General features: G+C 38.1%; 20 protein-coding genes. 3 read left to right on the top strand and 17 right to left on the bottom strand.

Translation table 11 applies throughout. From position 1 onward, the window contains the following. Window positions 1-31: 31 nt before the first annotated feature. The 3 genes from CP366_RS05805 to nagA all read right to left on the bottom strand — a co-directional run bounded on the left by CP366_RS05805 (window position 32) and on the right by nagA (window position 2,680). On the bottom strand, window positions 32-580 hold the full coding sequence (locus CP366_RS05805) for a helix-turn-helix domain-containing protein (RefSeq protein WP_089147901.1): 549 nt from the start codon (window positions 578-580) through the stop codon (window positions 32-34). 6 nt (window positions 581-586) lie between these two features. Further along, window positions 587-1,408, bottom strand: coding sequence for a helix-turn-helix domain-containing protein (locus tag CP366_RS05800; RefSeq protein ID WP_089145616.1), 822 nt, complete (start codon window positions 1,406-1,408; stop codon window positions 587-589). A gap of 111 nt (window positions 1,409-1,519) precedes the next feature. Continuing rightward, the gene (nagA, locus tag CP366_RS05795) at window positions 1,520-2,680 is read right to left on the bottom strand and encodes an N-acetylglucosamine-6-phosphate deacetylase (protein WP_089145617.1); all 1,161 of its coding nucleotides are present in this window, start codon (window positions 2,678-2,680) and stop codon (window positions 1,520-1,522) included. 153 nt (window positions 2,681-2,833) lie between these two features. On the opposite strand from nagA, the gene CP366_RS05790 reads away from it, so the two are divergent. Further along, the gene (locus CP366_RS05790) at window positions 2,834-5,842 is read left to right on the top strand and encodes a TIM-barrel domain-containing protein (RefSeq protein ID WP_089145618.1); all 3,009 of its coding nucleotides are present in this window, start codon (window positions 2,834-2,836) and stop codon (window positions 5,840-5,842) included. A 49-nt stretch (window positions 5,843-5,891) separates the two neighbouring features. Here the strand turns inward: CP366_RS05790 and CP366_RS05785 are convergent, their stop codons facing one another. The 6 genes from CP366_RS05785 to CP366_RS05760 form a co-directional block, all read right to left on the bottom strand. After that, a complete protein-coding gene (locus CP366_RS05785) occupies window positions 5,892-6,143 on the bottom strand; it encodes a tRNA-modifying protein (RefSeq protein WP_233187501.1) in 252 nt (83 codons plus the stop codon). Then, on the bottom strand, window positions 6,133-6,966 hold the full coding sequence (locus CP366_RS05780) for an alpha/beta hydrolase (RefSeq protein ID WP_089145620.1): 834 nt from the start codon (window positions 6,964-6,966) through the stop codon (window positions 6,133-6,135). Before CP366_RS05780 ends, CP366_RS05785 begins: the two co-directional genes overlap by 11 nt. After that, window positions 6,938-7,723, bottom strand: a complete 786-nt coding sequence (locus tag CP366_RS05775; protein ID WP_089145621.1) for a YibE/F family protein — start codon at window positions 7,721-7,723, stop codon at window positions 6,938-6,940. Before CP366_RS05775 ends, CP366_RS05780 begins: the two co-directional genes overlap by 29 nt. After that, the gene (locus CP366_RS05770; protein WP_089145622.1) at window positions 7,720-8,853 is read right to left on the bottom strand and encodes a YibE/F family protein; all 1,134 of its coding nucleotides are present in this window, start codon (window positions 8,851-8,853) and stop codon (window positions 7,720-7,722) included. The genes CP366_RS05775 and CP366_RS05770 overlap by 4 nt, the downstream gene beginning before the upstream one ends. Window positions 8,854-8,943: 90 nt before the next feature. Then, window positions 8,944-9,693, bottom strand: a complete 750-nt coding sequence (locus tag CP366_RS05765; RefSeq protein WP_013085684.1) for a MerR family transcriptional regulator — start codon at window positions 9,691-9,693, stop codon at window positions 8,944-8,946. A gap of 26 nt (window positions 9,694-9,719) precedes the next feature. Further along, a complete protein-coding gene (locus tag CP366_RS05760) occupies window positions 9,720-10,802 on the bottom strand; it encodes a D-alanine--D-alanine ligase family protein (protein WP_089145623.1) in 1,083 nt (360 codons plus the stop codon). Between the two features lie 152 nt (window positions 10,803-10,954). Between CP366_RS05760 and CP366_RS05755 the strand changes: the two genes are divergently transcribed. After that, window positions 10,955-12,205, top strand: a complete 1,251-nt coding sequence (locus CP366_RS05755) for a CAP domain-containing protein (RefSeq protein WP_089145624.1) — start codon at window positions 10,955-10,957, stop codon at window positions 12,203-12,205. Window positions 12,206-12,240: 35 nt separating this feature from the next. Here the strand turns inward: CP366_RS05755 and CP366_RS05750 are convergent, their stop codons facing one another. From CP366_RS05750 to CP366_RS05715, 8 genes are all read right to left on the bottom strand, one after another. Continuing rightward, window positions 12,241-12,978 carry an amino acid ABC transporter ATP-binding protein gene (locus CP366_RS05750; RefSeq protein WP_005725595.1) on the bottom strand — a complete coding sequence of 246 codons (738 nt, stop codon included), beginning with the start codon at window positions 12,976-12,978 and terminating at the stop codon, window positions 12,241-12,243. Continuing rightward, window positions 12,971-14,455: an ABC transporter substrate-binding protein/permease gene (locus CP366_RS05745; protein ID WP_089145625.1), complete on the bottom strand. Its 1,485-nt coding sequence runs from the start codon at window positions 14,453-14,455 to the stop codon at window positions 12,971-12,973. The genes CP366_RS05750 and CP366_RS05745 overlap by 8 nt, the downstream gene beginning before the upstream one ends. Window positions 14,456-14,581: 126 nt before the next feature. After that, a complete protein-coding gene (locus CP366_RS05740) occupies window positions 14,582-15,406 on the bottom strand; it encodes a hypothetical protein (protein WP_005718333.1) in 825 nt (274 codons plus the stop codon). A 12-nt stretch (window positions 15,407-15,418) separates the two neighbouring features. Next, window positions 15,419-16,102, bottom strand: coding sequence for a TetR/AcrR family transcriptional regulator (locus tag CP366_RS05735; protein ID WP_057727076.1), 684 nt, complete (start codon window positions 16,100-16,102; stop codon window positions 15,419-15,421). Window positions 16,103-16,266: 164 nt separating this feature from the next. Further along, complete coding sequence (locus CP366_RS05730) at window positions 16,267-17,253, bottom strand: ribose-phosphate pyrophosphokinase (RefSeq protein ID WP_089145627.1); 987 nt, start codon at window positions 17,251-17,253, stop codon at window positions 16,267-16,269. A 96-nt stretch (window positions 17,254-17,349) separates the two neighbouring features. Next, a complete protein-coding gene (locus tag CP366_RS05725; RefSeq protein ID WP_023487948.1) occupies window positions 17,350-17,763 on the bottom strand; it encodes a hypothetical protein in 414 nt (137 codons plus the stop codon). Window position 17,764: 1 nt separating this feature from the next. Continuing rightward, window positions 17,765-18,421 (bottom strand): alpha/beta fold hydrolase, encoded by a 657-nt coding sequence (locus CP366_RS05720; RefSeq protein ID WP_089142974.1) that lies wholly within the window; start codon window positions 18,419-18,421, stop codon window positions 17,765-17,767. A gap of 8 nt (window positions 18,422-18,429) precedes the next feature. Continuing rightward, the gene (locus CP366_RS05715) at window positions 18,430-19,242 is read right to left on the bottom strand and encodes a glycosyltransferase family A protein (protein ID WP_089148120.1); all 813 of its coding nucleotides are present in this window, start codon (window positions 19,240-19,242) and stop codon (window positions 18,430-18,432) included. Between the two features lie 167 nt (window positions 19,243-19,409). Between CP366_RS05715 and CP366_RS05710 the strand changes: the two genes are divergently transcribed. Then, window positions 19,410-20,363 carry a DUF1002 domain-containing protein gene (locus CP366_RS05710; protein ID WP_005718327.1) on the top strand — a complete coding sequence of 318 codons (954 nt, stop codon included), beginning with the start codon at window positions 19,410-19,412 and terminating at the stop codon, window positions 20,361-20,363. Window positions 20,364-20,382 lie beyond the last annotated feature (19 nt).

Here is a 20,382-nt window from a genome sequence, read left to right as displayed (position 1 = left end):
ATTAAAAAATCAATTTACGAGAAAGATCTATTTACACAAAAGATTTGACAGTTTCAATTTTTTCTAACTTAGATTTAGGAAATTCAGTGTAGATTGCATTAATTAAATTTTTGACGTCTTCCCAATCCAAGAGAGGCATTAATAATGCAAACAAAAAAATTTTTTCTTCATTCCATTTGGTTAAATGTAACAACTTATCAATCAACTTTGTTGCTAGCTGATTCTTAGTCAATTTTCGTTTTAATGCTGCTATAGCCAGATCAATCTCATCGCTAATTTCACTATTCTCAGCTTTATCCTTAAGCCGAAGCAACCCATCAATATCTCGATTGTAGAACAAATATCTTAATCTATTTTGATAATTATTCTGATCATAAATCTGAAAAAAGTCATACAAAGAAATCTGATTAACTTTTAACATTTTTAGTAAGCGGTACATGCCCATCCCAGTTTTACCTTTTTCTACTCGAGAATAGGTTGATTGATCTAATATTCCCTGAACTATTTGTTGCTGAGTCATCCCCATTAAAATACGATGTTTTTTCAGTTGCTTATCTATATTTAAAGTCTTCTTACTCATTTTTGCCTATTCCTCAATCGGCAGAGTATCTGCCACATTACTTACTACACCTGCTTCTGTAAAGATTTCTATCATAGTAGCTGCTTTTTGATAATCTTTATTAAACAAAGCACAATAATAAACTGCCAATATTTTGTGATAAGCAATATGCGGTTCAGCCGGTAATTGCAATACTGTGTTAATTGCCAGCTCAATATACTTTTTCTCACCATTTTTATGGTAACAGCAATTTAAAAAATTAATACACAGCAGTGCTATATAAGTAACAGACATCACGTCAATTTCAGGATTTTTATTATATGCTTTTACTGCTAAATCAAATAAGCGACTTGCATCTTTAATATCTAGCAAAACGCATGCTTGACTAAGGTAGTAAAACATTTCTCTATCCATCTTGTCTTCGAGCACGACTTGCTTGGCTTTTCTTTTTATTTCAGGGTCAATATCTTTATTTGAATGTGTAATCCAGGCTCGAGCTGTCTCTAATTGGAATTTGAGTCTAGCGGGCCACCCCTCCGAATATTTCTTGTTAAGCTGAGCTTCTACCTTATTTAATTCATTAAGATCTTTTTTACTTTGCGCAAATTCAATCTTGGTAAAATCGCCCAATAACTTATTATTCTTTTTTCTATATGACATCTTCATAAAGAAAGAAACTGGATCCAAATGATGTTTAATCAAAATTTTAAATAATGCATCCGCGCTAATGTCATGAACACCACGTTCTACCTTTGAATAATATGATTCAGAGACAATCCCCGCTGCCATTTCTGTTTGTGTTAGCCCCGCATGCAAACGCATGGATTTTAACGTTTCTCCAATATTCACAAGAAACCTCCCAAGACTTTTTCGTTTCCACTCATAACTATGTTTTTCCCATTAAAAAACTCGCCCATTTATTATAGACGAGAATTTTGAATTTAGTTTAATTTTTTAAATTTATTTTTCAGCCTTATAACGTGATTCACCATTTAGGTAAGTTTCACTCAAGGTTAAATCTGGGTTCAAAATCAAGAAGTCAGCATCCTTATCTGGTGCGATTGTACCGCAATTGTCCAAGATATGGGCACTCTTAGCAGGAACATAACTAGCCATCATCACTGCCTTCTCTGGAGTAACGATGTTCCAGTCAACCACGTTCTTAACTGCTTGCTTCAATTGCAAGATAGATCCAGCCAAATTGTCGCCGTCCTTAAGACGAGCCATGCCATCTTTTACATAGACTGGTAATTCACCCAACATATAGTCACCATCTGGCATCATGCCGGCTTCCATACAGTCGGTGATTAAAGCAATGTGTTCAGGACCAACCGCATTAATCAAAGTCTTAGCCATACATGGTTGCACATGGTGGCCATCACAGATTAATTCATCGGTCACATTATTAAGTGCCATTGCCGCGTTAGAAATTGATGGCGTATGGTGGCTTGGATCAGGCATCCCGTTAAAGGTATGAGTAAACATGGTTGCACCTGCTTCAATGCCTGCGACCGCTTCTTCAAAACTAGCGCTTGAGTGACCTAGGACCACAACAACGCCTTCCTTAACGGCTTCACGAATAAATTCTTTGGAACCTTTTCTTTCAGGAGCCATTGAAATCTTCTTCAGCATCCCGTTAGAAGCGTCCAGCCACTTGTTAAATTCATTAATATCGGGATCCATCATGTACTTAGGATTTTCAGCTCCAGCATGTTCTTCCGTGAAGAATGGTCCTTCAAAGTGAATCCCTTGAATCTTTGCCCCTTCTTCTTGTCCTTGATGGTCCGCAAACATCTTACAAATTCTAGTTAAGGTATCGCTTGCAGCAGTGATCGTTGTTGGCATCCATGAAGTAACCCCCGCACTAAGCAAGCCCTTAGAGATCTTATTGATGCCTTCCCAGTCACTCTTCATTACATCTTCTCGCAATGAGCCGTGAATGTGGGTGTCAACTAATCCTGGTGCAACCCATTTGCCAGCATAATCGACAATCTCACCTTCTGGCTTTTTGCTTTCTGGATAGAAAAAGCCAAACTTGCCATTATCTTGAACTTCAAGATAGCCGCCGTTTTCTGTTCTGTTTTCTAAGAAAAATTTATCTGCATGAATGTAATAAGTCATAAATATCTTCTTTCTTTATATGTCTAAATCGTAATTGTTAATTTAATTATATCTAACAAAATTGGTAAATACCAGTTTTAGTACAATTGCTTAAGAAGTTTTTTGATTTTTAGTTATAATATAAGGTAGCAAGTTTAAATAGGAAGAATAAATATGACACAAAACCAAATAGAAAGACATCAACTAGGCCAACTTATCGGTGCCAACAAACGTGATCATTATTATGAACTTCACTACTCCACCGGCGATATTGCTCGTCTTTATATTTTAGCTGACGGGATCTTCAGATATTTTCTCGATCCAGCTAAGAAGTTTGACGAGAATCACTCATCTTTTGTTGACCTGTCTCAATTCAACAATGACTATTTTGAAAAATCACAGCCTAAGGCAACCAGCGATTCCTTAATCATTAAGTCTGGCAATTATCAACTTATTTTCCAACAAAAGCCAGCCGTAATGAGCATCTTTGACGAGACGCTGCACCGCAATCGTTTGGTTCAGCTGAGTCCACTTGAATTAGGCAATGATCAAACTACCGAAATTTTGAAGCAACACAAGAATGAATTTTACTTTGGTGGCGGGATGCAGAACGGCTACTTCAGTCATAAAGGTGAAATCATTTCAATCAAGCGCGACAAGATTACCGGTAAAGGCGGCGTTTTGACCCAAGTGCCATTCTTCTGGGCTAACTCCGGCTTTGGTGAATTGCGCAATACTGAGAGTGCTGGCAATTATGACTTTGGTAAAAGCAATCCGGATGCCACTATCTTGAAGCACGACACCAACATGTTTGATACCTTTTATCTATTAGGTAATTCACCCAAAAATATTTTGGCAAAGTATTACATGTTAACGGGTAAGCCACTGATGCCACCTAAATATGCACTAGGATTAGGTCATGTTGGCAACTTTTTAACTACCTTATGGCAACCTGGTGAAGCTAAGGAACGTAATGCTGTCATGTTTGAAGACGGTAATTATTACACCAGAACTAACAAGCCAGAAGATGCTAGTGGCAAAGGTTCCTTGAACGGCGAAGAAGAATATCAATTCTCAGCACGGGCAATGGTTGATCGCTACCAGAAGCAGCATTTTAAATTAAGTTGGATCGTGCCTAACTATGATGTGCAAGAAATCAACGAAGAAGCCATGGCTAGCTTCAGTGAATACGCCGCTATACATGACGTTAGCGCTGGTCTTTGGAGTCAAAACAACACACCGAAGGCTTCACCTGATACCACCTTTATTCAAACGGACACAACCGATCCAAAAGTATTGAAAAATGATGCGCTAATTTTACGCAACAATTTGAAGCGTAAGCGGCCATTGATTTTCTCTAATACTGGTATTGCTGGTAGTCAAAATAGAACAATGCTAGCCTTTGGTGACATTGGCGGCAACTGGGAAAACATTCCAACGCAAGTAGCTGGCTTTTTGGGAGCTAGCCTTTCTGGTCAGCCTTTAGTTGGTAGCGCCGTTGACGGTACCGCTGGCGGTGGTAATGCTCAAATTGCCATTCGTGATTTTGAATGGAAGGCATTTACCCCAATCCTGTTCAACTTAGACGATCAAGGTAACTTTAGTAAGACCCCATTTGCTTACAATAGTAAGATGACGCAAATTAATCGAGCCTATTTAAAACTACGTGAGCAATTGCAGACTTACTTATATACCCTAATCTACCGCGCTCAAGTCGGTGAGCCAATCTTGCGGCCATTATTCTTGGAATTTCCACATGAACAAGTCAACTACACCCCACAGGTGGGCCATGAATTTATGTTAGGGCCTAACTTGTTGATTTCGCCAATTGTTAACGGTCGCGAAGATGGTAATGGCAATTCAAGAAAAGACAACCTTTACTTGCCTAACCACAGAACAATGTGGGTTGACTTATTTGATGGCAAAAAGTACTTGGGCGGACGCGTTTATAATAAGCAGTCTTACCCATCCTGGCATTTACCAGTATTTGTACGAGGCGGCGCTATTTTTGACCTCGGCGAACGCAACTATGTCCTCTACCCTCAAGGCAAGAGTAAAATGGTTACTTACGATGATAACGGCTATAACGACTATTCAAGAAACCATGTAGCTACACAAATCACGAGTGATTTAGAAGCAAGCAAATTGACGATCACCATCGACCCAACTCAAGGCGATTTCAATACTTTCCAAACGGAAAACACCACCAACTTGAACATCATGTGTGACGGTTATCCTGATGGTTTGACTGTTAAAATCAACGACAAGGAAATCCCGATGCAGGAGTACGGTACCGTTGATACCTTCGCCCATGCTAAGGAAGGCTTCTTCTTTAACACAAATTACAGCTGGATGCCTGAGTTTGATCAATACCAAGAAAAGAAACAAACTGCTTTACAAATTAAGCTGGCTAAACGCGACATTACCGATTCTAAGATTGAGATTACGATCAGAAACTTCAGATATGGCAATGAAACTTTGGTTCACGCTATTACGGATTCATTGTTGCGTTCACCAAAACAACCAATGGTTGATCCAGACAAGATTAGCTCTCATTCATTAACAGTAGTTTGGCCGCAATTAACCGACCAAGTTCAAATCGAAGTTAACGGCATTTTACATGATGGCATTGATGGTAATTCATTTACTTTCCATGAACTAGTGCCAAATACCCGCTACACCCTGCGTTTGCGTTATGTAGCTGGCAACAAAGTTTCAGAATGGTCAGATCCGTTTGGCGCAATTACCAAGCCTGATCCGATGAATTATGCAATCAGCGGTATTCGCACTACTAGTAGTTTAGCTAGTCCTAAGGATCACCCAATTGATTATTTGACTGATCTAAAATTAGCCAGTGAATGGGAAACTATTGATGGTGTTAGTGAAGACAAGCCACTTGAATTAACCTTTACGTTTAATCATTTGGAACACTTAAGTCGGATGGTTTGGGTACCTAGAAAGATCGATCATCAAGGAGATCCCGTTGAAGTTAGCGTTGAGCTTTCAAATGATGGTGTTAACTTTAAGCCATACGGCGATCACTTGACTTGGAAGTCTGATAGCAAGAATAAGGTTGTTGGCTTAAGAAATGTCGATGCCAAAGCTATTAGATTAAAGGTTTACAAGTCATCTGGACCATTTGTAGCTGCTAAGGAAGTTATTTTCTTTAGAGATAAAAAGTAAATGATTCTAATAAAAAAGAGTTCTCGTGCGAGAACTCTTTTTACTTATCTTATTTTCCACTTTTCTTCATGCGATGCTTCTTAATCAATGACGAAACCCATCCACTAATAAAAAATAGAGAAATTAGCACGAATTGTGCGTCAATCGAATATGCAAATAGCTTGAAGTTAAGAACCAGCGTAATGATTAGCCACACGCAGTACACCGCTTCAAAAGGCATAATCATTCGGTCAATTTTTCTATTCTTGACGATAGTGTGATAGATATTGTCATTAGGGTTAGAAGATTTTTTATGCTTCACATAATTCGCCCCACTCACTCTTTAGCCATTCCATTGCCAAGTTGAACCAGTGCGCCGCGTGCGGATTATCCTGCCAATCTTGACCCTTATTTTCCACATTGTGACGAGCCAATGAAAAGCCGTGGTAACCGTGGTTAAACAAATGAGCTTCTGTTGAAACTTTATTCTTATTCAAAGCATCAATATATTCAATTGAATTTCCGATCAAAACCACCGGATCATCCCATGCCTGGAAAATAAATGTATCGGGCGTTTCACGTGTAACACCTAATGCACTATCCAAAATATCTTCCTCTACAGGCATTTTTGCTTTTTGATTTTCTGGAATCGGAAAACCAATCTTTTTAATATCAATCAGCGGATAGCCTAAGATTGTCTTATTAGGTAAAACATCAGTCTTATCAAAATCATACTTTGTCTGATAATTTTTATTTAAAGCCATGTTATTAGCTACACTGACCACATGACCGCCAGCAGAAAAGCCAACTGTTAAAATCTTATCTTTATCTAACTGATACTCATCAGCGTGGTCTCTGAAATATTTCACAGTACTTAGAACATCTAACCCCGCATCAGGGTAAATTTTACCTGGATCTTGTACTAAATTATATTCCATCACAACACTATTAAAGCCCTGATTATTGAATGCTAATGCTACTGGTTCGCCTTCTCTTTTGGATAAGTGATTAAAGCTACCACCTGGTACTACAATAGCTAGCGGGCGCTTTTGCTCAACCAATTCAGGATTAGGCTCTAGCGCATATGTATCAACTTGATATTCACGATTATTAAAGTTAGTCAGCGTCAGATTTTCTACTCTCATGTTTTGGTCCTTTCTTGCTCATTCCTCTTGATAGCATAAATGATGATAGTGGCACTGTTAATATAACCCCAATCAAAGAATACATGATAATTAACGCTTCATTTACAAAAAGTTTTTCATTTAAAACTTCACCAAAGGTATAGTGCAAACGGAAGTACCATAAAAATAGCGATAAAAAGCTACCAAACATTCCAAATAGAATCGTGTTCATCGCTGTACCCAAAACATCATTACCAATCGCTGTCCCAGAAGCCATTAACTCCTCTTCACTAATAGCAGGGTTATGCTTCTTGATTTCTAGCAAGCCCGAACTCATTGCTACCGCGGCTTCCGCGATTGCACCCAAAGTTGAGAAAATCGCCACTGTCACGGCAATCATCGGATAACTCAAGCCCGGCATCTGCGACAAGCCAACCAATAACTCTCCTGCCTCTGGTCCTAGTCCTGCAGCTTGAGCCAGGTATTGACAACCCAAAATAAAGAGGCTAATAATCAAACACACTAAGAAGGAAGAATAAAATGAATTCTTTGCTACCGTATAGTCATGAGTGCCTAAAAAGATAATCGTAACTAGCTTTAAAGGAATAAAAATCAGCGTCAAAATTGCAATGTTAATTCCCCATGATATTAGCATCGCCACTAAGATCAATAGAATCGTATTAATTAGCACACTAAAAAAACTACGAATTCCAGTTTCACCACCGACGATTGTCATTAAAATCGCTAAGACAACGATCAATGCAAATAATGTACTCATTTATTCTCACCTTCTTTTTTAAACAAACTCTTCCAATCGCGTTTTTTCAAGAAGAACAAACTGCATCCTGTCGCAAAAATAGCCGTCAGAACAATTCCGATTGCCGAAATCACACTTTGCGTTGCCCCCAGCGACAGAGTAAAGCCAAAAGTTGAAGCTAAAGTATTATTATCACGCAAGTACAAAATAGTTTCTGGCAGCGCACCGGCAATAAAAATTAAGACCAAGACATTAATCAACGGTCCCATAATTTCTTGCCCCATCGTTCGACCACTATGAATCAACTGTCTCATCGTAATATTCTTTTTAGTTTGAATTAATTCATACAAACTAGAAATAATATCGGTCGCCTCATCCATTACTGCACCTAGAATTCCAATCAAAGTCTGAGCTAAAAACAAGCCTCGTGGATCTTGCGTTGCATAGTCACCGGTCTCATATTTCATTTCCGATTCACCCGTTAACTTCATGATCACGTAGCACAAGGCAAAAGAAACAAATACTCCTAGCAGCGTTGCCAACCAAGTCGCCAACATTTTTTTATTCAAGCCCTGCACAATGAGCAAGCTAAAGAATGAAAAGACGATATCAGCTAAGCCAAACAGCAAAATAATGTGGGCGCCATTCAAATGCACATCCCAAATGATAATCAAATAAAAGATCAGCCACGAAATTACCATTGACACAACCAGCGAGAGTGAGTGCTTCCCTACTGCAGCCACCATCAATGCTAAAGTGATTGTCACTACCAAAACTAACACCCAATCACGCTTAGGATTAACGATCGCTGGATCACCCTTCTTGATATTGACAAAAATTCTCTGACCTGCACGATACTTTTGCGTCGTCAATTGCGAAGGATAATACACGTTTTTAGTCGTGTAAGTTTCGCCCTTGTGCTTACCCGATAAAACTTTTAAGTGCAAAATTTGCTGGCGAGTTTCATCCGCATTTTTATACACATCTTCACTTTTTTCAATCAAAGTATCCTTGATCTTGCTATCGGTAATCACGGCAACGTCGTCCTTGTGGTAAATATCAGTGGCAAAATAGGACAAGACCGTCAATAATGCTCCTACAATTGCCACGATAACTGCTATCGTATAGCGCTTTTTCCATTTAAATTTCATTACTTCTACTTCCTATTAATTGTTATACGCCTACTGTAAAACAAAAGCTGGCCTTTTGTTAGGTCAGCTCTTGATTCTTAATCAATTTGTTTAAAACTTAAAGATTTTTTGCCACCAGTGTTCCTTTTGGTCCGTTAATTGCATATCTTCTAGTGTACGGTGAACATTAGAAGTGGCTCGCTTCTTGGCATTTTCCTTTGCCTTAGACATAATCTCGTCATGCATTTGTTCTTGACTCTTATTCATGTCTTTTTTAACTTCAGCGCGCTTTTCTTCTTCACTCTTCGGTTTAGGTTCATCCGCACTCACAATTCCAGAAATATCTGGCAAAGCCGCAAACTTATCTAAATCATCTTGTGGCGCAGCTAATTGCTTTTGTGCTTCAATTAAATCTTGATTTTGCTTTTGAATGACATTCAATTGCTTCTGCAAAGAATTAATTGCCTCATTTTGATTAGAAATTGTCTTTTGCAAAGTGTTAAGCAACTTAACCACCTGCTCAGTATCCATTACATCGGTACTGTTATAAGCGGGCTTAGGAGCTGGTTCTTTAGTTTCAGGTTCAGGTTTCTTTTCACTAACAGCATAGATTTGACGAGCGGCTTCTTGCAAAGTTAAGCCACTATTTTTAGATAAACGGTGAAAAGCCTTTAAGTCATCAATATCTTTTTGATGATACAGACGAGCCTTTTGCTTAGTCCGAGCAAAATAGTCGCTCTTGCCGGTCACCTTCTCCACGATTAAAGAATACTTTCTTAACGTGGCAACACTAATTCCTAATTCTTGTGCAGCTGCCTTAGGTGCAGCCAATTCTTCAAAATCATGCTTGTTAGTCGTCATTAAAATCTACCTCTATATTTTTGGCGTTAGTCATGCTTGTGAAGCAAAGTCTTTTTATGATCAAAACGGTCCATTCCTGCTTCAATTAAGCGAGTAATCAATTCGCTGTAAGGAACACCTGCTTCTTCAAATAGCTTAGGATACATACTAATATTAGTAAAGCCTGGCAAAGCATTAACTTCAGTCAAGACCACCTTGCCACCTGGAGTAAGCATTGAGTCAATTCTTGACATGCCGCTGCTTTCGGTAACTTCATAAACTTTACGGGCATTGCTTCTTACAGTATCGATAATTTCTTGTGGTAAATCTGCTGGGATTTGTAACTTAGAAGTTGAATTATCATCATACTTATTTTCATAAGTGTAGAATGAACCTTTTGCATTGGTGATTTGACCAACACCTGCTACAATTGGCTTGTCGTTACCTAAGACAGCTGTTTCAACCTCGGTGCCAGGAACAGTTTCTTCAACTAAGACCTTATCGTCATACTTGAAGGCTTCTTTTAAGGCTGCAGTATATTCGTCAGCATTAGTTACGTGACTAACCCCAACTGATGAGCCTTGGTTAGATGGCTTAACGAACATGTCGCGGCCCAATTTTTCTGCTACCTTTTCATAGTTAAGTTTAGCATTCTTCTTGTCGTCGTATTCAAAACGCTTAATTGAAATCCAATCAGCGACTGGAACACCAACTCTTTGAGCCAAGATCTTAGTGAATTCCTTATCCATTGTTACAGCGGCTCCTAAGACGTCATCACCGACGAATGGCTTATCCATCAAGCGGAACAAACCTTGTAAAACACCGTCTTCGCCTAAGTTACCGTGAACAATTGGGAAGAAAACATCGATTTCTGGCAAGTTTTCTAATTCAATTAAGTTAGAAATGTTGTTAACCTTATGTGGGTTCTTAACTTGGTATGAAGGATCATCTAAAACCTTGAAGCTTTCTTCTTCATTAGCAAAGTAGCCTTCATTAGTGATCCAAATTGGGTGCACATCAAACTTATCTTTGTCGATTGCCTTATAGATGTTGTGGCCTGAAACAATTGATACTTCATATTCTGATGAATTACCACCAAAAATCAAACCAACTTGTAATTTTTTAGTCATTATTTTATACCTCTTTTAAATGTTCCAATCTTTAATTATACGCAAAGAATACCAGAAAAGCGCAAAATAGTGGAATATTTTTCACTAAAGCCTTTTCATTGGTTATAGTTTATAATGAAAGGTATACTGACAACCATAGAAGGGAGTCTAAAATGCTTCTACGGAAATTTTCTATTGCCGCTGCCGCAACTTTATTTATCCCCCTCGCCGGACAAGTTACACAAGCAGCGACATTCACAACACAAGAAGTTAACGAAGTTCATAATTTTCAAAAGGAATATGCGAACCTTGATAAAACTAGTTATAGTGCCGCAAATATTTATGCTAAAAAGCCAAATCTAAGCAAAAAATTTAAGGTAGGTCGCTTAGATCCAAAATACATTAAAACGCAAACAGATTATATCAATTACTATCGATCATTGTTCAGTCTGCCCGCTATCTCGACTACTGATACACTTAATAAAAACGCGCAGATTACGGCTGCTGTAATGGCCGCAATTAATGCTAACCCATTCATTAACCAACATGGTTTACCTAGTGAAACTAAGCCAAGCAATATCTCCAAATTTGTTTGGAAGCTAGCTAAAGACACTTCTGAAACTTCAAATTTAAACTTTAATGTTTCACAGCAAACCGCTGGGGATGTGATCACTGACTTAATTACTGACCATTATAATTTAACTGGTTCAGATACCGGTCACCGAGCTTGGCTACTTTCAAGTCGTTTAACCACTACAGGCATTGGGGCAGCTTATGGTACAAATGGCTACCGCTATTCCGTTCAAAAAGTACTAAACATTAATGATACTTTTCGTCCTGCTAGTCAGCCGGTAGTTGCTTATCCTAGCATGCGTCTTTTCCCTATTGAATTGCTTCAAGGGAAAAATATCATGTGGTCGCTTTATTTATCAGATAGAACCATTAAAAATAAGCCAACAATTACTATCACTGATTTAGATACTAAAGTTGTTACTACTGCAGCTCATGTTAAGAATTACAGCTCCTGTGGCTACGGCAATTTTAGAACGATCCTAACTTATTCACCCGCAAATACTAACCTAGTTGCAGGACATGAATATGAAGTTGACGTTAAAGGCGTGCAGAAGTACAGATTCAAGCTATTTAAGCAAGATAGTACTAATGACACTACAAATTATCAAGTTCAGCAGGATACAACCAACACGCCGACCAATCAAGCAACCACTAATTTAAATAGCGAAACAGATGTGCAATCACCAATTTTACTTCAAAACAAGATTTTACGTGCTGTCATCATTCCAAAAGCCACTGCTTTGCCTAATAATCAAAACACCTTTTTTAATGCATTAATTCAAAAAGGATGGCATCAAAATTTTTTCGTAAAACAGTACGTATTATCAAACCCCATCATTACAGATGAGTAAATTAAAAGGCCCAAGCAATGCTTGAGCCTTTTTGATTATAAAACTTTAGATAAGAAATCTTTTGCACGTTCACTAGTAGGGTGTTCAAACACTTCCTGTGGCGTGCCTTTTTCTTGTAAATAGCCATCAGCCATAAACCAGACCTCATCGGCTACTTCTCTAGCAAATCCCATTTCGTGAGTTACAATCACCATTGTCATTCCCGAATTAGCTAAATCTTGCATTGTTTTCAAAACTTCGCCAACCATTTCAGGATCAAGAGCACTTGTAGGCTCATCAAATAGCATTACTTCCGGATCCATTGCTAGGGCTCTAGCGATCGCCACCCGCTGCTGTTGACCACCTGATAAACTAGCTGGAAATTGTTTTGCACGATCGGCCAAGCCCACCTTTTCAAGCAAGGCTAGTCCAGTCTTCTCAGCTTGAGCTTCACTAACACCCTTGACTTTCATCGGTGCCAACTTAATATTTTCAATTACATTCATATTAGGAAAAAGGTTAAAGTTCTGAAAAACCATTCCCATCTTTTCCCGCAATTGATCAAGTTCCTTACCATCCTTTAGACTAGCCAAGTCTGTTCCATCAAAAACAATTTTACCAGTCGTAGGACGCTCTAATACATTCAGGCAACGCAAAAAAGTACTCTTACCTGACCCAGATGGCCCGATAATACAGATAACCTGGCCCTTATCTACTTCCGCAGAAATATCTTTCAGAACCTCATTTTTGCCGAAAGTTTTCTTCAAATGTTGGATATCGATCATTTTAGTCATTGTGTTTCATCCGTCTTTCGAAATAATTAAGCAATCTAGTTAAAGTAAAGGTCATGATAAAGTAAATAATCATGGCAATGAATAAAGGTAAAACACCACGGTAAGTCGAAGTCTGAATCAATTCCGTTTGGTACATTAATTCAGTTACCCCAATAACTGAAACCAATGAACTGTCCTTCAGCAGGGTAATAAATTCGTTTCCTAATGCCGGCCAAATATTTTTCAAAGCTTGAGGAATAATTACATAGCGGTAAGCCTTAGCTTGAGAAAGACCTAATGATCTAGCCGCCTCAGTCTGTCCTTTAGCTACTGAAGCAATACCAGAACGAATGTCTTCTGCAACGTAAGCACCAGAGTTCAACCCAATTGCGATAATCCCCGCTACAACAGCTGACAGGTTAGAAATTAATGCTCCAACACCAAAGTAAACAAATAAAATTTGCACCATTTGTGGCGTACCACGAATGAATTCGATATAGCAAACTGCAATCCAGTGCAGCAATTTATTCTTGGACAAACGCATTAAGGCTAAGAGCATCCCTAAGATGATCCCGATTAACACTGAGAAAATCGTGATCACGATGGTATAGCCAACTCCCTTAATAAAGTAAGGAATATATTTAGTCATCGTGTTCGTCTTCTGCGCTGTCTTCATATACTTAGCTGCTTCAGGCAAGTATTTCTTATTAATCAAATCTTTTTGTTCAACGCGATTAATAGTCTTGTTCACAGCAGCTACTAAGTCATTTTGTCCTTTAGCAATTGCTACTGCGTTACCAGCTTGTTGTTCACGCAAGTCACTTCTCACAGCCACCAAGCTATTGTCGTTTTGTTGGTAGGCCTTAGCAGTCATTTCTTCCATGACAATGCCAGAGATCTTATTAGATTTTAATGCCAGAACTAAGTTATTGATTTTGCCTAAGCCTTTAACCTTAGACTGTTTCATTTGCTTTTGAATCAAAGAATACTGAATACTACCAGTTTGCGCACCGACAGTTTTACCAGCAAAATCTTTAATTTTTTTGTATTTGGCCTGATCGCGTTTGTTAATTAAGAAATATTCGCCACTTGGCTTGTAATATATCTTAGAAAAATCAACGCTCTTCTTTCTCTCGGGATTAGGTGTCATAGCCGAAATAACCATGTCTACCTTGCCTGTCTCTAGCGCTACCAAAAGTGAATCAAAGCTCATGTTTTTAATAACTAGCTTTGCATGTAAATCCTTGGCAATATCTTTTGCCAACTCGATATCAACCCCCACATATTTGGTATTGCCATTTTCACTGGTAGTAAACTCCAGTGGCGGATAATCCGCTGAGGTGCCCACTACTAATTCTTTCGACTGCTTAATTTTTTTCATCACTGAGCCAGTCTCAACCTCCTTATTGGCTGCATTAACAGGCTGATTAAACAAAAAAAGAGTCGAAAGCATAGTAATGAAAGCAAGAAAAGTCTTTATAATTTTAGCTTTTTTCATAAACTCGCCAAATTCTTTTAAAATATAAACATATGAAATTTGTTAATTATTTTTTAATTATAAAGAAAGATGATTCTTTGTGCAAACAAAAAACGTAATCATTCTACAGATTACGTTTTCTCATTCTTATTTAGCAGCTGTAATTTGCCATGGTATCGCACAAATGATGTAAATAATTACCCCAGCAATTACATATTCCAAAAAGACGCTACTGCCAATCTCAAGCAAAAAGCCAAATTCGATATTATCGACATTAAAGATTACTGGCACAAGTGCTAACAAGCCTGAAATCAAAATTAGCCAAAAACCTGCCCACATGCCAGCAGCCATCGTATCATGAATCACCATTCGAATTGTAGCCCGCGACTTCATATCGTTGAGTAGCGAAACCATTGTAATAATGGTAACAATAATTATTATCAAATTAACGATAAACAATAAACCAGCAATATTTGCTCCTAAAGTGATCACACTTAAATTGAAGGCTTTAATAATCGCGTAAGGTGCATTAGTTCCCTGCTTTTTCAGTTTACGGTTAACTTCCTGTGCCCCACTTGACGAGCCTTTAGCAATTCCTTGATCGATATCGCTTAAAATCTGATTAGCCAGTGGCAAACTAGTAACCTTAAACCAATGAATGCCCAAAGAATAATCAATAATATGGTCGGCAATTGGTTGAGTTTGCGTATCCGATAATAAGTTTGAATTATCTTCACTATCTGCATTAATCAAATCAGCTAGGCTATCATAATTTTTATTCACTTGGCGAACAACTACTGCCCTATTATAGCTAGTCCTAATCTGTTTTTTCATAAAGATTGGATTTAAAAAAGTAGCTGTAATCAATGACAATGCAGCAATCAAAAAGATGACGAAAGCCAACAAACGTTTATATTGGTTATTTTGCTCATAACCCATTCGTCGCAAATCAGCTCTTTTGCCTTCAACCATGGCGACTCCCCTTTAGCTGAAAATTTCCTTGCCTTCATCGAACATTGTATCAATTGCTCGGTGAACAACTTCCATATCAGCAGTTTCAATAATTTCATGTCCTTCTTTTAAGGCTTGATCAATTTCTTCAGAAGAACAATGCAAGAAACTGAACATCAATGCACTCGTTGCATAGTTAGCAAGAGTTTCGGCCGTTAAATGGTGCTTTTTGCGATCATGATATAGACGGCCAATACCACTAGTTACAAAAGCAATTCCTGTCTCAAGTTCGCTTTCGTCAACGTTAATGTCATCAAATAAATGATTTTCCTTAATCCATTCATTAAGCATGATTCCCCAATTATCTAGGGTAGCATTGCTAACAAAAGCTTCAGAAATAATACGGTCCAAGCCCTCATCGTGCATCCCCAAGATAGCAATCGTATAAATAAATGCCTTAGTTCTAGCATAAGGAAGATTGCTATTAGCCATGTCATAATTATTAACTTGTTGACCTAAAGTATTAAAAAGATTGCGAATAATGTCGTTAGTTAACTTAGCCTTATGAGGATAGTATGACTGCAGTAAGGATTTTGAAATGCCTGATTTTTCTGCAATCATTTGCAAAGAAACATTATCCATTCCATTTTCTCTGATCAGATGGAAAGTATTACCTAGAATAACTCTCCGTCTCTTCATGTTTTTCCGTCGTGCCATAGTCTATTCCTCTAACTTTCTCTTTTTCTTTCTATACAACACACATCAATTATATCAATCATTACTATTTAGACATAGTTTTATGACTTATCTACCCGATTTTTTGAATAAAAAATAATCCTCATAGTGAGGATCATTTTTTATTCAAATTATCAATAAGAATTTTACTTTAAACGGTTTTGTTCGTCAAAGATTTGGTGGATTGAACGATCATTGTATACATAATCGATACCACGAGCAAGCAATTGGTCTACGGAAATTCTGACCATTCTGTCTGGGTAGCGCTTGTGCTTAATGGTATCAGTAACTACGATTTGCTCAATTGGTAATTCATTAAGTACTCCAGTAGCATTCTTAGAAAGAAGTGCGTGGGTTGCGGCAACGTAAACTTTCTTAGCACCAGCTGCCAAAACTGACTTAGTTGATGAAGAAATACGTGAACCTGTATCAATCAAATCATCAATGATGATACACTTTTTGTCCTTAACATCACCAATCATGTCGTGGACCTCAGTATCATAGCGAGCACCTCTTTGATCAACAATTGCAATCGGTGCATTGAAGTATTGACCAAAGTTACGAGCAAGCTTAGCGCCTGAGTGATCAGGTGAGACTACAACGATATCATCATCTTCCTTGGTAGCAATTCCGTTATCTAAGAAGTATTGACCAAGAAGTGGAATGGCATGTAAGTGATCAACAGGGATATTGTAGAAACCTTGAATTTGTGAGGCATGTAGATCAACAGTAATTAAACGATCCATGCCAGTCAATTGAAGCAAGTTAGCCACTAACTTAGCGGTAATTGGTTCACGTGAACGAGTCTTGGTATCTGAACGTGAATATGCCAAGTATGGTACAACCACGTTAATTACATGAGCTGATGCACGTTGAAGTGCGTCCAAAACAATTTCAAGTTCCATAAAGTTTTCGTTAACTGGATCTTGGATAGATTGAATTACGAAAACATCACAACCTCTGACAGATTCACCAATGTTAACTTGGATTTCACCATCGCTAAAGTGGTGAACCGCAGTTTCGATCAATGGTTGGTGTAAAATTGCCGCAATTTTTTCATTTAATGCAGTGTTACCACCTAAGCCAATAACTTTCATTGGGTGCAATAATTGATGAAGTTCTTCCTTGTTCATTATTTACCTCTTCTGAATAAAAATCGTATACACCACCATTATATACAAAAAGGCACCTCTATTGAAGAGATGTCTTTTTTGGATGAAGAAATTTATTTACTTTTGTTTTGGATAAACAAGCAAGATTAGCCCTACAATTAAAGCTAATTCAGGCACTAATAAGTTAGCAAAGTTCAAGCTTGCATTATGAATGAAATATACTAAGCACACTGCAGCTACCATTAATGCAATTGCCAAATCTTGTAGATTGATTTTTCTAGTCGATCTAGCAATTACACTAACGATTAACATGATTATGCCTAACACAATCAATATGCCAGCTACAAACATCAATACTGATGAAGTATCAAAATTGCGATAAACCGGAATTGCGCCTAAAAGTAAGACAATCCCAAAAGTGACAAAAACTAACCCACCATTAAACAGATTAAATGCTTCTGCTCCATTATTAAGCCTAGCAATAATCGCAATTATTGCAATTACTACATTAATTACTAAAATTACCCACATTCTACTTACAAAATCCTTTAATCAAATCCAGCAGTTTTAAACTGCGCACTGCATAACTATCATGCGTCTGCCGTGGCATAATCACCAACCGCGCATTGGGCATAAATTGGCTATACCAACGTACATGCTCAACCTTAACCCAGTCTTTTTCACCTACTACACAAAGAGTTGGCGTAGTAATCTTCTTCAAGTCATCTACTGAAATAAAGGACTCAGTCAACTCTACGCGGCTGTCACGATCAAGTCTCAAAAAGCGATGAAAGCCTTCCGTTAAGTAGTGATATGGTCTAATGCCTGCACCATTAACGAAAACGCCAGCTACAATCATCTTCTTAAAGATCGTTGGATGTTTTCTAGCTAGCATCATTGCCACCAGACCACCTGCATCAAAACCGAAGCAATAGCAGCCTTCAATGCCAACCTGTTTAATAAAGGTATAAACGTCTTCTACTTCAGTCTTGTAGTGTTCAGCGATGTCGCCTTCACTTAAACCATGGCCTCGCATATCAAGCACATAGACAGTGTAATAAAGGGAAAGCGGAGCCACAATTTTATCAAACATACCGCCATCTAAGTGATGTCCATGTAGTAAAAGCAAAGGCTCACCTTTACCTAACTTATGATAATAAATTTCGACTCCATTAACTTTTTCTTTCATGTTTTTCCCTATTCACTATCACGCAAGGCCTGCTGTCGCTCTAACTTCTTACGCATCTTTTCTTCCTCGCGGTCTTTCATCATTGTACTGATAATTTTGCTCCAAACCCGGTAATTTCCCCGGAAATTATCCGCAACTTTTTTAATATTAGGCTGGTGAATAATGCTGCCCTTTCTCTGCCAGTAGTGGTAATACGGCTTTTGCGTGTAATAGACGCCTTTAGCCACAGAAATATATTTAACGTTAAAAATCTGATCTTCCAGTAGTGAAATATCCCTATCAAACTTCAAATGATATTTCTTAATAATGGCAGTTTTATAGGCCTTGTTCCAGCTATATCCTTTCATTGGTGAGCTAAAGACATTAGTCAACTTCAAATAAGTTTCACCGCGCGTTAAATAGCCACCTTCTGGTCGACCAACAACGCGTTGCTTTTTGTCAGGATAATCCATCCAATAACCACATGATACTAAACTTACATCAGGATGACTTTCAAAGGCATGAATAAAAAATGAAGTATAACCTGGATCCACCCAATCATCACCATCATGAAAGGTGACATATGGCGTGTCGAGATGTTGCATCCCCACATTACGTGCATCGGATGGGCCACCATTTTTCTTTTTAATTATTTTAAAATATGGAAAACGATTGGCATAGCTTTCGGCTACCTCAACCGAATTATCTGTTGAGCCATCATCTACTACAAGCAATTTGAAGCTCTTGTCAACTTGATTAAGCAGAGCATCAAAAGCACGTGGCAAGTATTGCGCCGTGTTATAAACAGGCATGATGATGGTTAACTTAGGCACTTGTAACATATTGTCCCCCTTTGTTGCTCTTTATTATACCATCTTCAATAATAAGGTCGAAATTAAGAAAGTTTTACGTGTTGTTTAATTCACTTTTGAAAAATATTTAGTATAATGTTCCGTATTACAAGAATAAATATTCGATCAAAAGGAAGAAAAGAAGAAAAGAAGAAAAAATGAAGAAATTTATCACACTACTCACAGCAATGTTATTAAGCGTGGTCGCGATGATCTCATTTACTAAGCCAGTATTAGCAGATGATGATACACCTGTAGTTACCTTAGGTACATCATTAACTGATGCGCAAAAGCAAGGCACATTAAAGACCTTAACTGCCCCACTAAACGGTGGTAATTATCAAACAATTACTGTTACCGGCTCAGATCTGGTTAAATATTTAAATCCCTCTGGTGATAATTTCACCACTTCATCCGGTGTTTGGTCCAGTGCGATGATCCAAAAGACCAGCTCAGGCAGCGGAATCAACGTTAAAATTTTAGACTACGATGGTAAAAATAATATCACGACTATTACTGCCAACCAGTACAAAAACGCAGCCCTGACCGCCGGCATCAGCGATGCCAACATTTATGTTACTAGCGCTATTCCAATTGATGGTTCAGGGGCATTAGCTGGAGTTTATGCTGCCTATGCTAAAAATGGCAATGCATTAAATCAAAAGCAAGTTAATGCCGCTCAAGATGAAATGAATACCTTGTCTGGGATTACCCAAGATAATAAAAATAAAAAAGGTTATTCAGATGCTCAATTGAACAATGCGGTTGCCGGTGCCAAGAATGAGATGGCTAAACAAGGGCAAAACATTACCGACAGTCAAATTCGCGACATTGTCAACAATCAAATTAATATTAACCACTTAGGTGACACCATCAACAACAATCAAAAAAATCAAATTGTCAATCTTCTAATTGAAATTCGTGATTCAGGGGCATTGAAGGACGGTAACTTCAAGCAACAGGCTTCGAAATTATCCAGTCAGATTCAAAATGGAGCTAAAAATATCTTCAATAAATTTAATACCCAAGAAAACCGCAACTGGTTACAAAATTTGTGGGATCAAATCGTTAAGTTCTTTAGTGGTTTGTTCGGCGGCGTTATTTTAAATTAAAAAAGGCTACAGTGTAGCC

This window comes from Lactobacillus sp. UMNPBX15, assembly GCF_002553785.1.
GTDB classification, from domain to species: Bacteria; Bacillota; Bacilli; order Lactobacillales; family Lactobacillaceae; genus Lactobacillus; species Lactobacillus crispatus.
Note: the sequence above shows the minus strand (reverse complement) of the source record. Positions and strands in the feature narration are given on the sequence as shown.

Excerpts from the sequence above, each read along its gene's own strand:
- CP366_RS05805 (WP_089147901.1), bottom strand. The coding sequence starts at position 580 with ATGAGTAAGAAGACTTTAAATATAGATAAGCAACTGAAAAAACATCGT.
- nagA (WP_089145617.1), bottom strand. The coding sequence starts at position 2,680 with ATGACTTATTACATTCATGCAGATAAATTTTTCTTAGAAAACAGAACA.
- CP366_RS05790 (WP_089145618.1), top strand. The coding sequence starts at position 2,834 with ATGACACAAAACCAAATAGAAAGACATCAACTAGGCCAACTTATCGGT.
- CP366_RS05780 (WP_089145620.1), bottom strand. The coding sequence starts at position 6,966 with ATGAGAGTAGAAAATCTGACGCTGACTAACTTTAATAATCGTGAATAT.
- CP366_RS05775 (WP_089145621.1), bottom strand. The coding sequence starts at position 7,723 with ATGAGTACATTATTTGCATTGATCGTTGTCTTAGCGATTTTAATGACA.
- CP366_RS05770 (WP_089145622.1), bottom strand. The coding sequence starts at position 8,853 with ATGAAATTTAAATGGAAAAAGCGCTATACGATAGCAGTTATCGTGGCA.
- CP366_RS05765 (WP_013085684.1), bottom strand. The coding sequence starts at position 9,693 with ATGACGACTAACAAGCATGATTTTGAAGAATTGGCTGCACCTAAGGCA.
- CP366_RS05760 (WP_089145623.1), bottom strand. The coding sequence starts at position 10,802 with ATGACTAAAAAATTACAAGTTGGTTTGATTTTTGGTGGTAATTCATCA.
- CP366_RS05755 (WP_089145624.1), top strand. The coding sequence starts at position 10,955 with ATGCTTCTACGGAAATTTTCTATTGCCGCTGCCGCAACTTTATTTATC.
- CP366_RS05750 (WP_005725595.1), bottom strand. The coding sequence starts at position 12,978 with ATGACTAAAATGATCGATATCCAACATTTGAAGAAAACTTTCGGCAAA.
- CP366_RS05745 (WP_089145625.1), bottom strand. The coding sequence starts at position 14,455 with ATGAAAAAAGCTAAAATTATAAAGACTTTTCTTGCTTTCATTACTATG.
- CP366_RS05740 (WP_005718333.1), bottom strand. The coding sequence starts at position 15,406 with ATGGTTGAAGGCAAAAGAGCTGATTTGCGACGAATGGGTTATGAGCAA.
- CP366_RS05735 (WP_057727076.1), bottom strand. The coding sequence starts at position 16,102 with ATGGCACGACGGAAAAACATGAAGAGACGGAGAGTTATTCTAGGTAAT.
- CP366_RS05730 (WP_089145627.1), bottom strand. The coding sequence starts at position 17,253 with ATGAACAAGGAAGAACTTCATCAATTATTGCACCCAATGAAAGTTATT.
- CP366_RS05725 (WP_023487948.1), bottom strand. The coding sequence starts at position 17,763 with ATGTGGGTAATTTTAGTAATTAATGTAGTAATTGCAATAATTGCGATT.
- CP366_RS05720 (WP_089142974.1), bottom strand. The coding sequence starts at position 18,421 with ATGAAAGAAAAAGTTAATGGAGTCGAAATTTATTATCATAAGTTAGGT.
- CP366_RS05715 (WP_089148120.1), bottom strand. The coding sequence starts at position 19,242 with ATGTTACAAGTGCCTAAGTTAACCATCATCATGCCTGTTTATAACACG.
- CP366_RS05710 (WP_005718327.1), top strand. The coding sequence starts at position 19,410 with ATGAAGAAATTTATCACACTACTCACAGCAATGTTATTAAGCGTGGTC.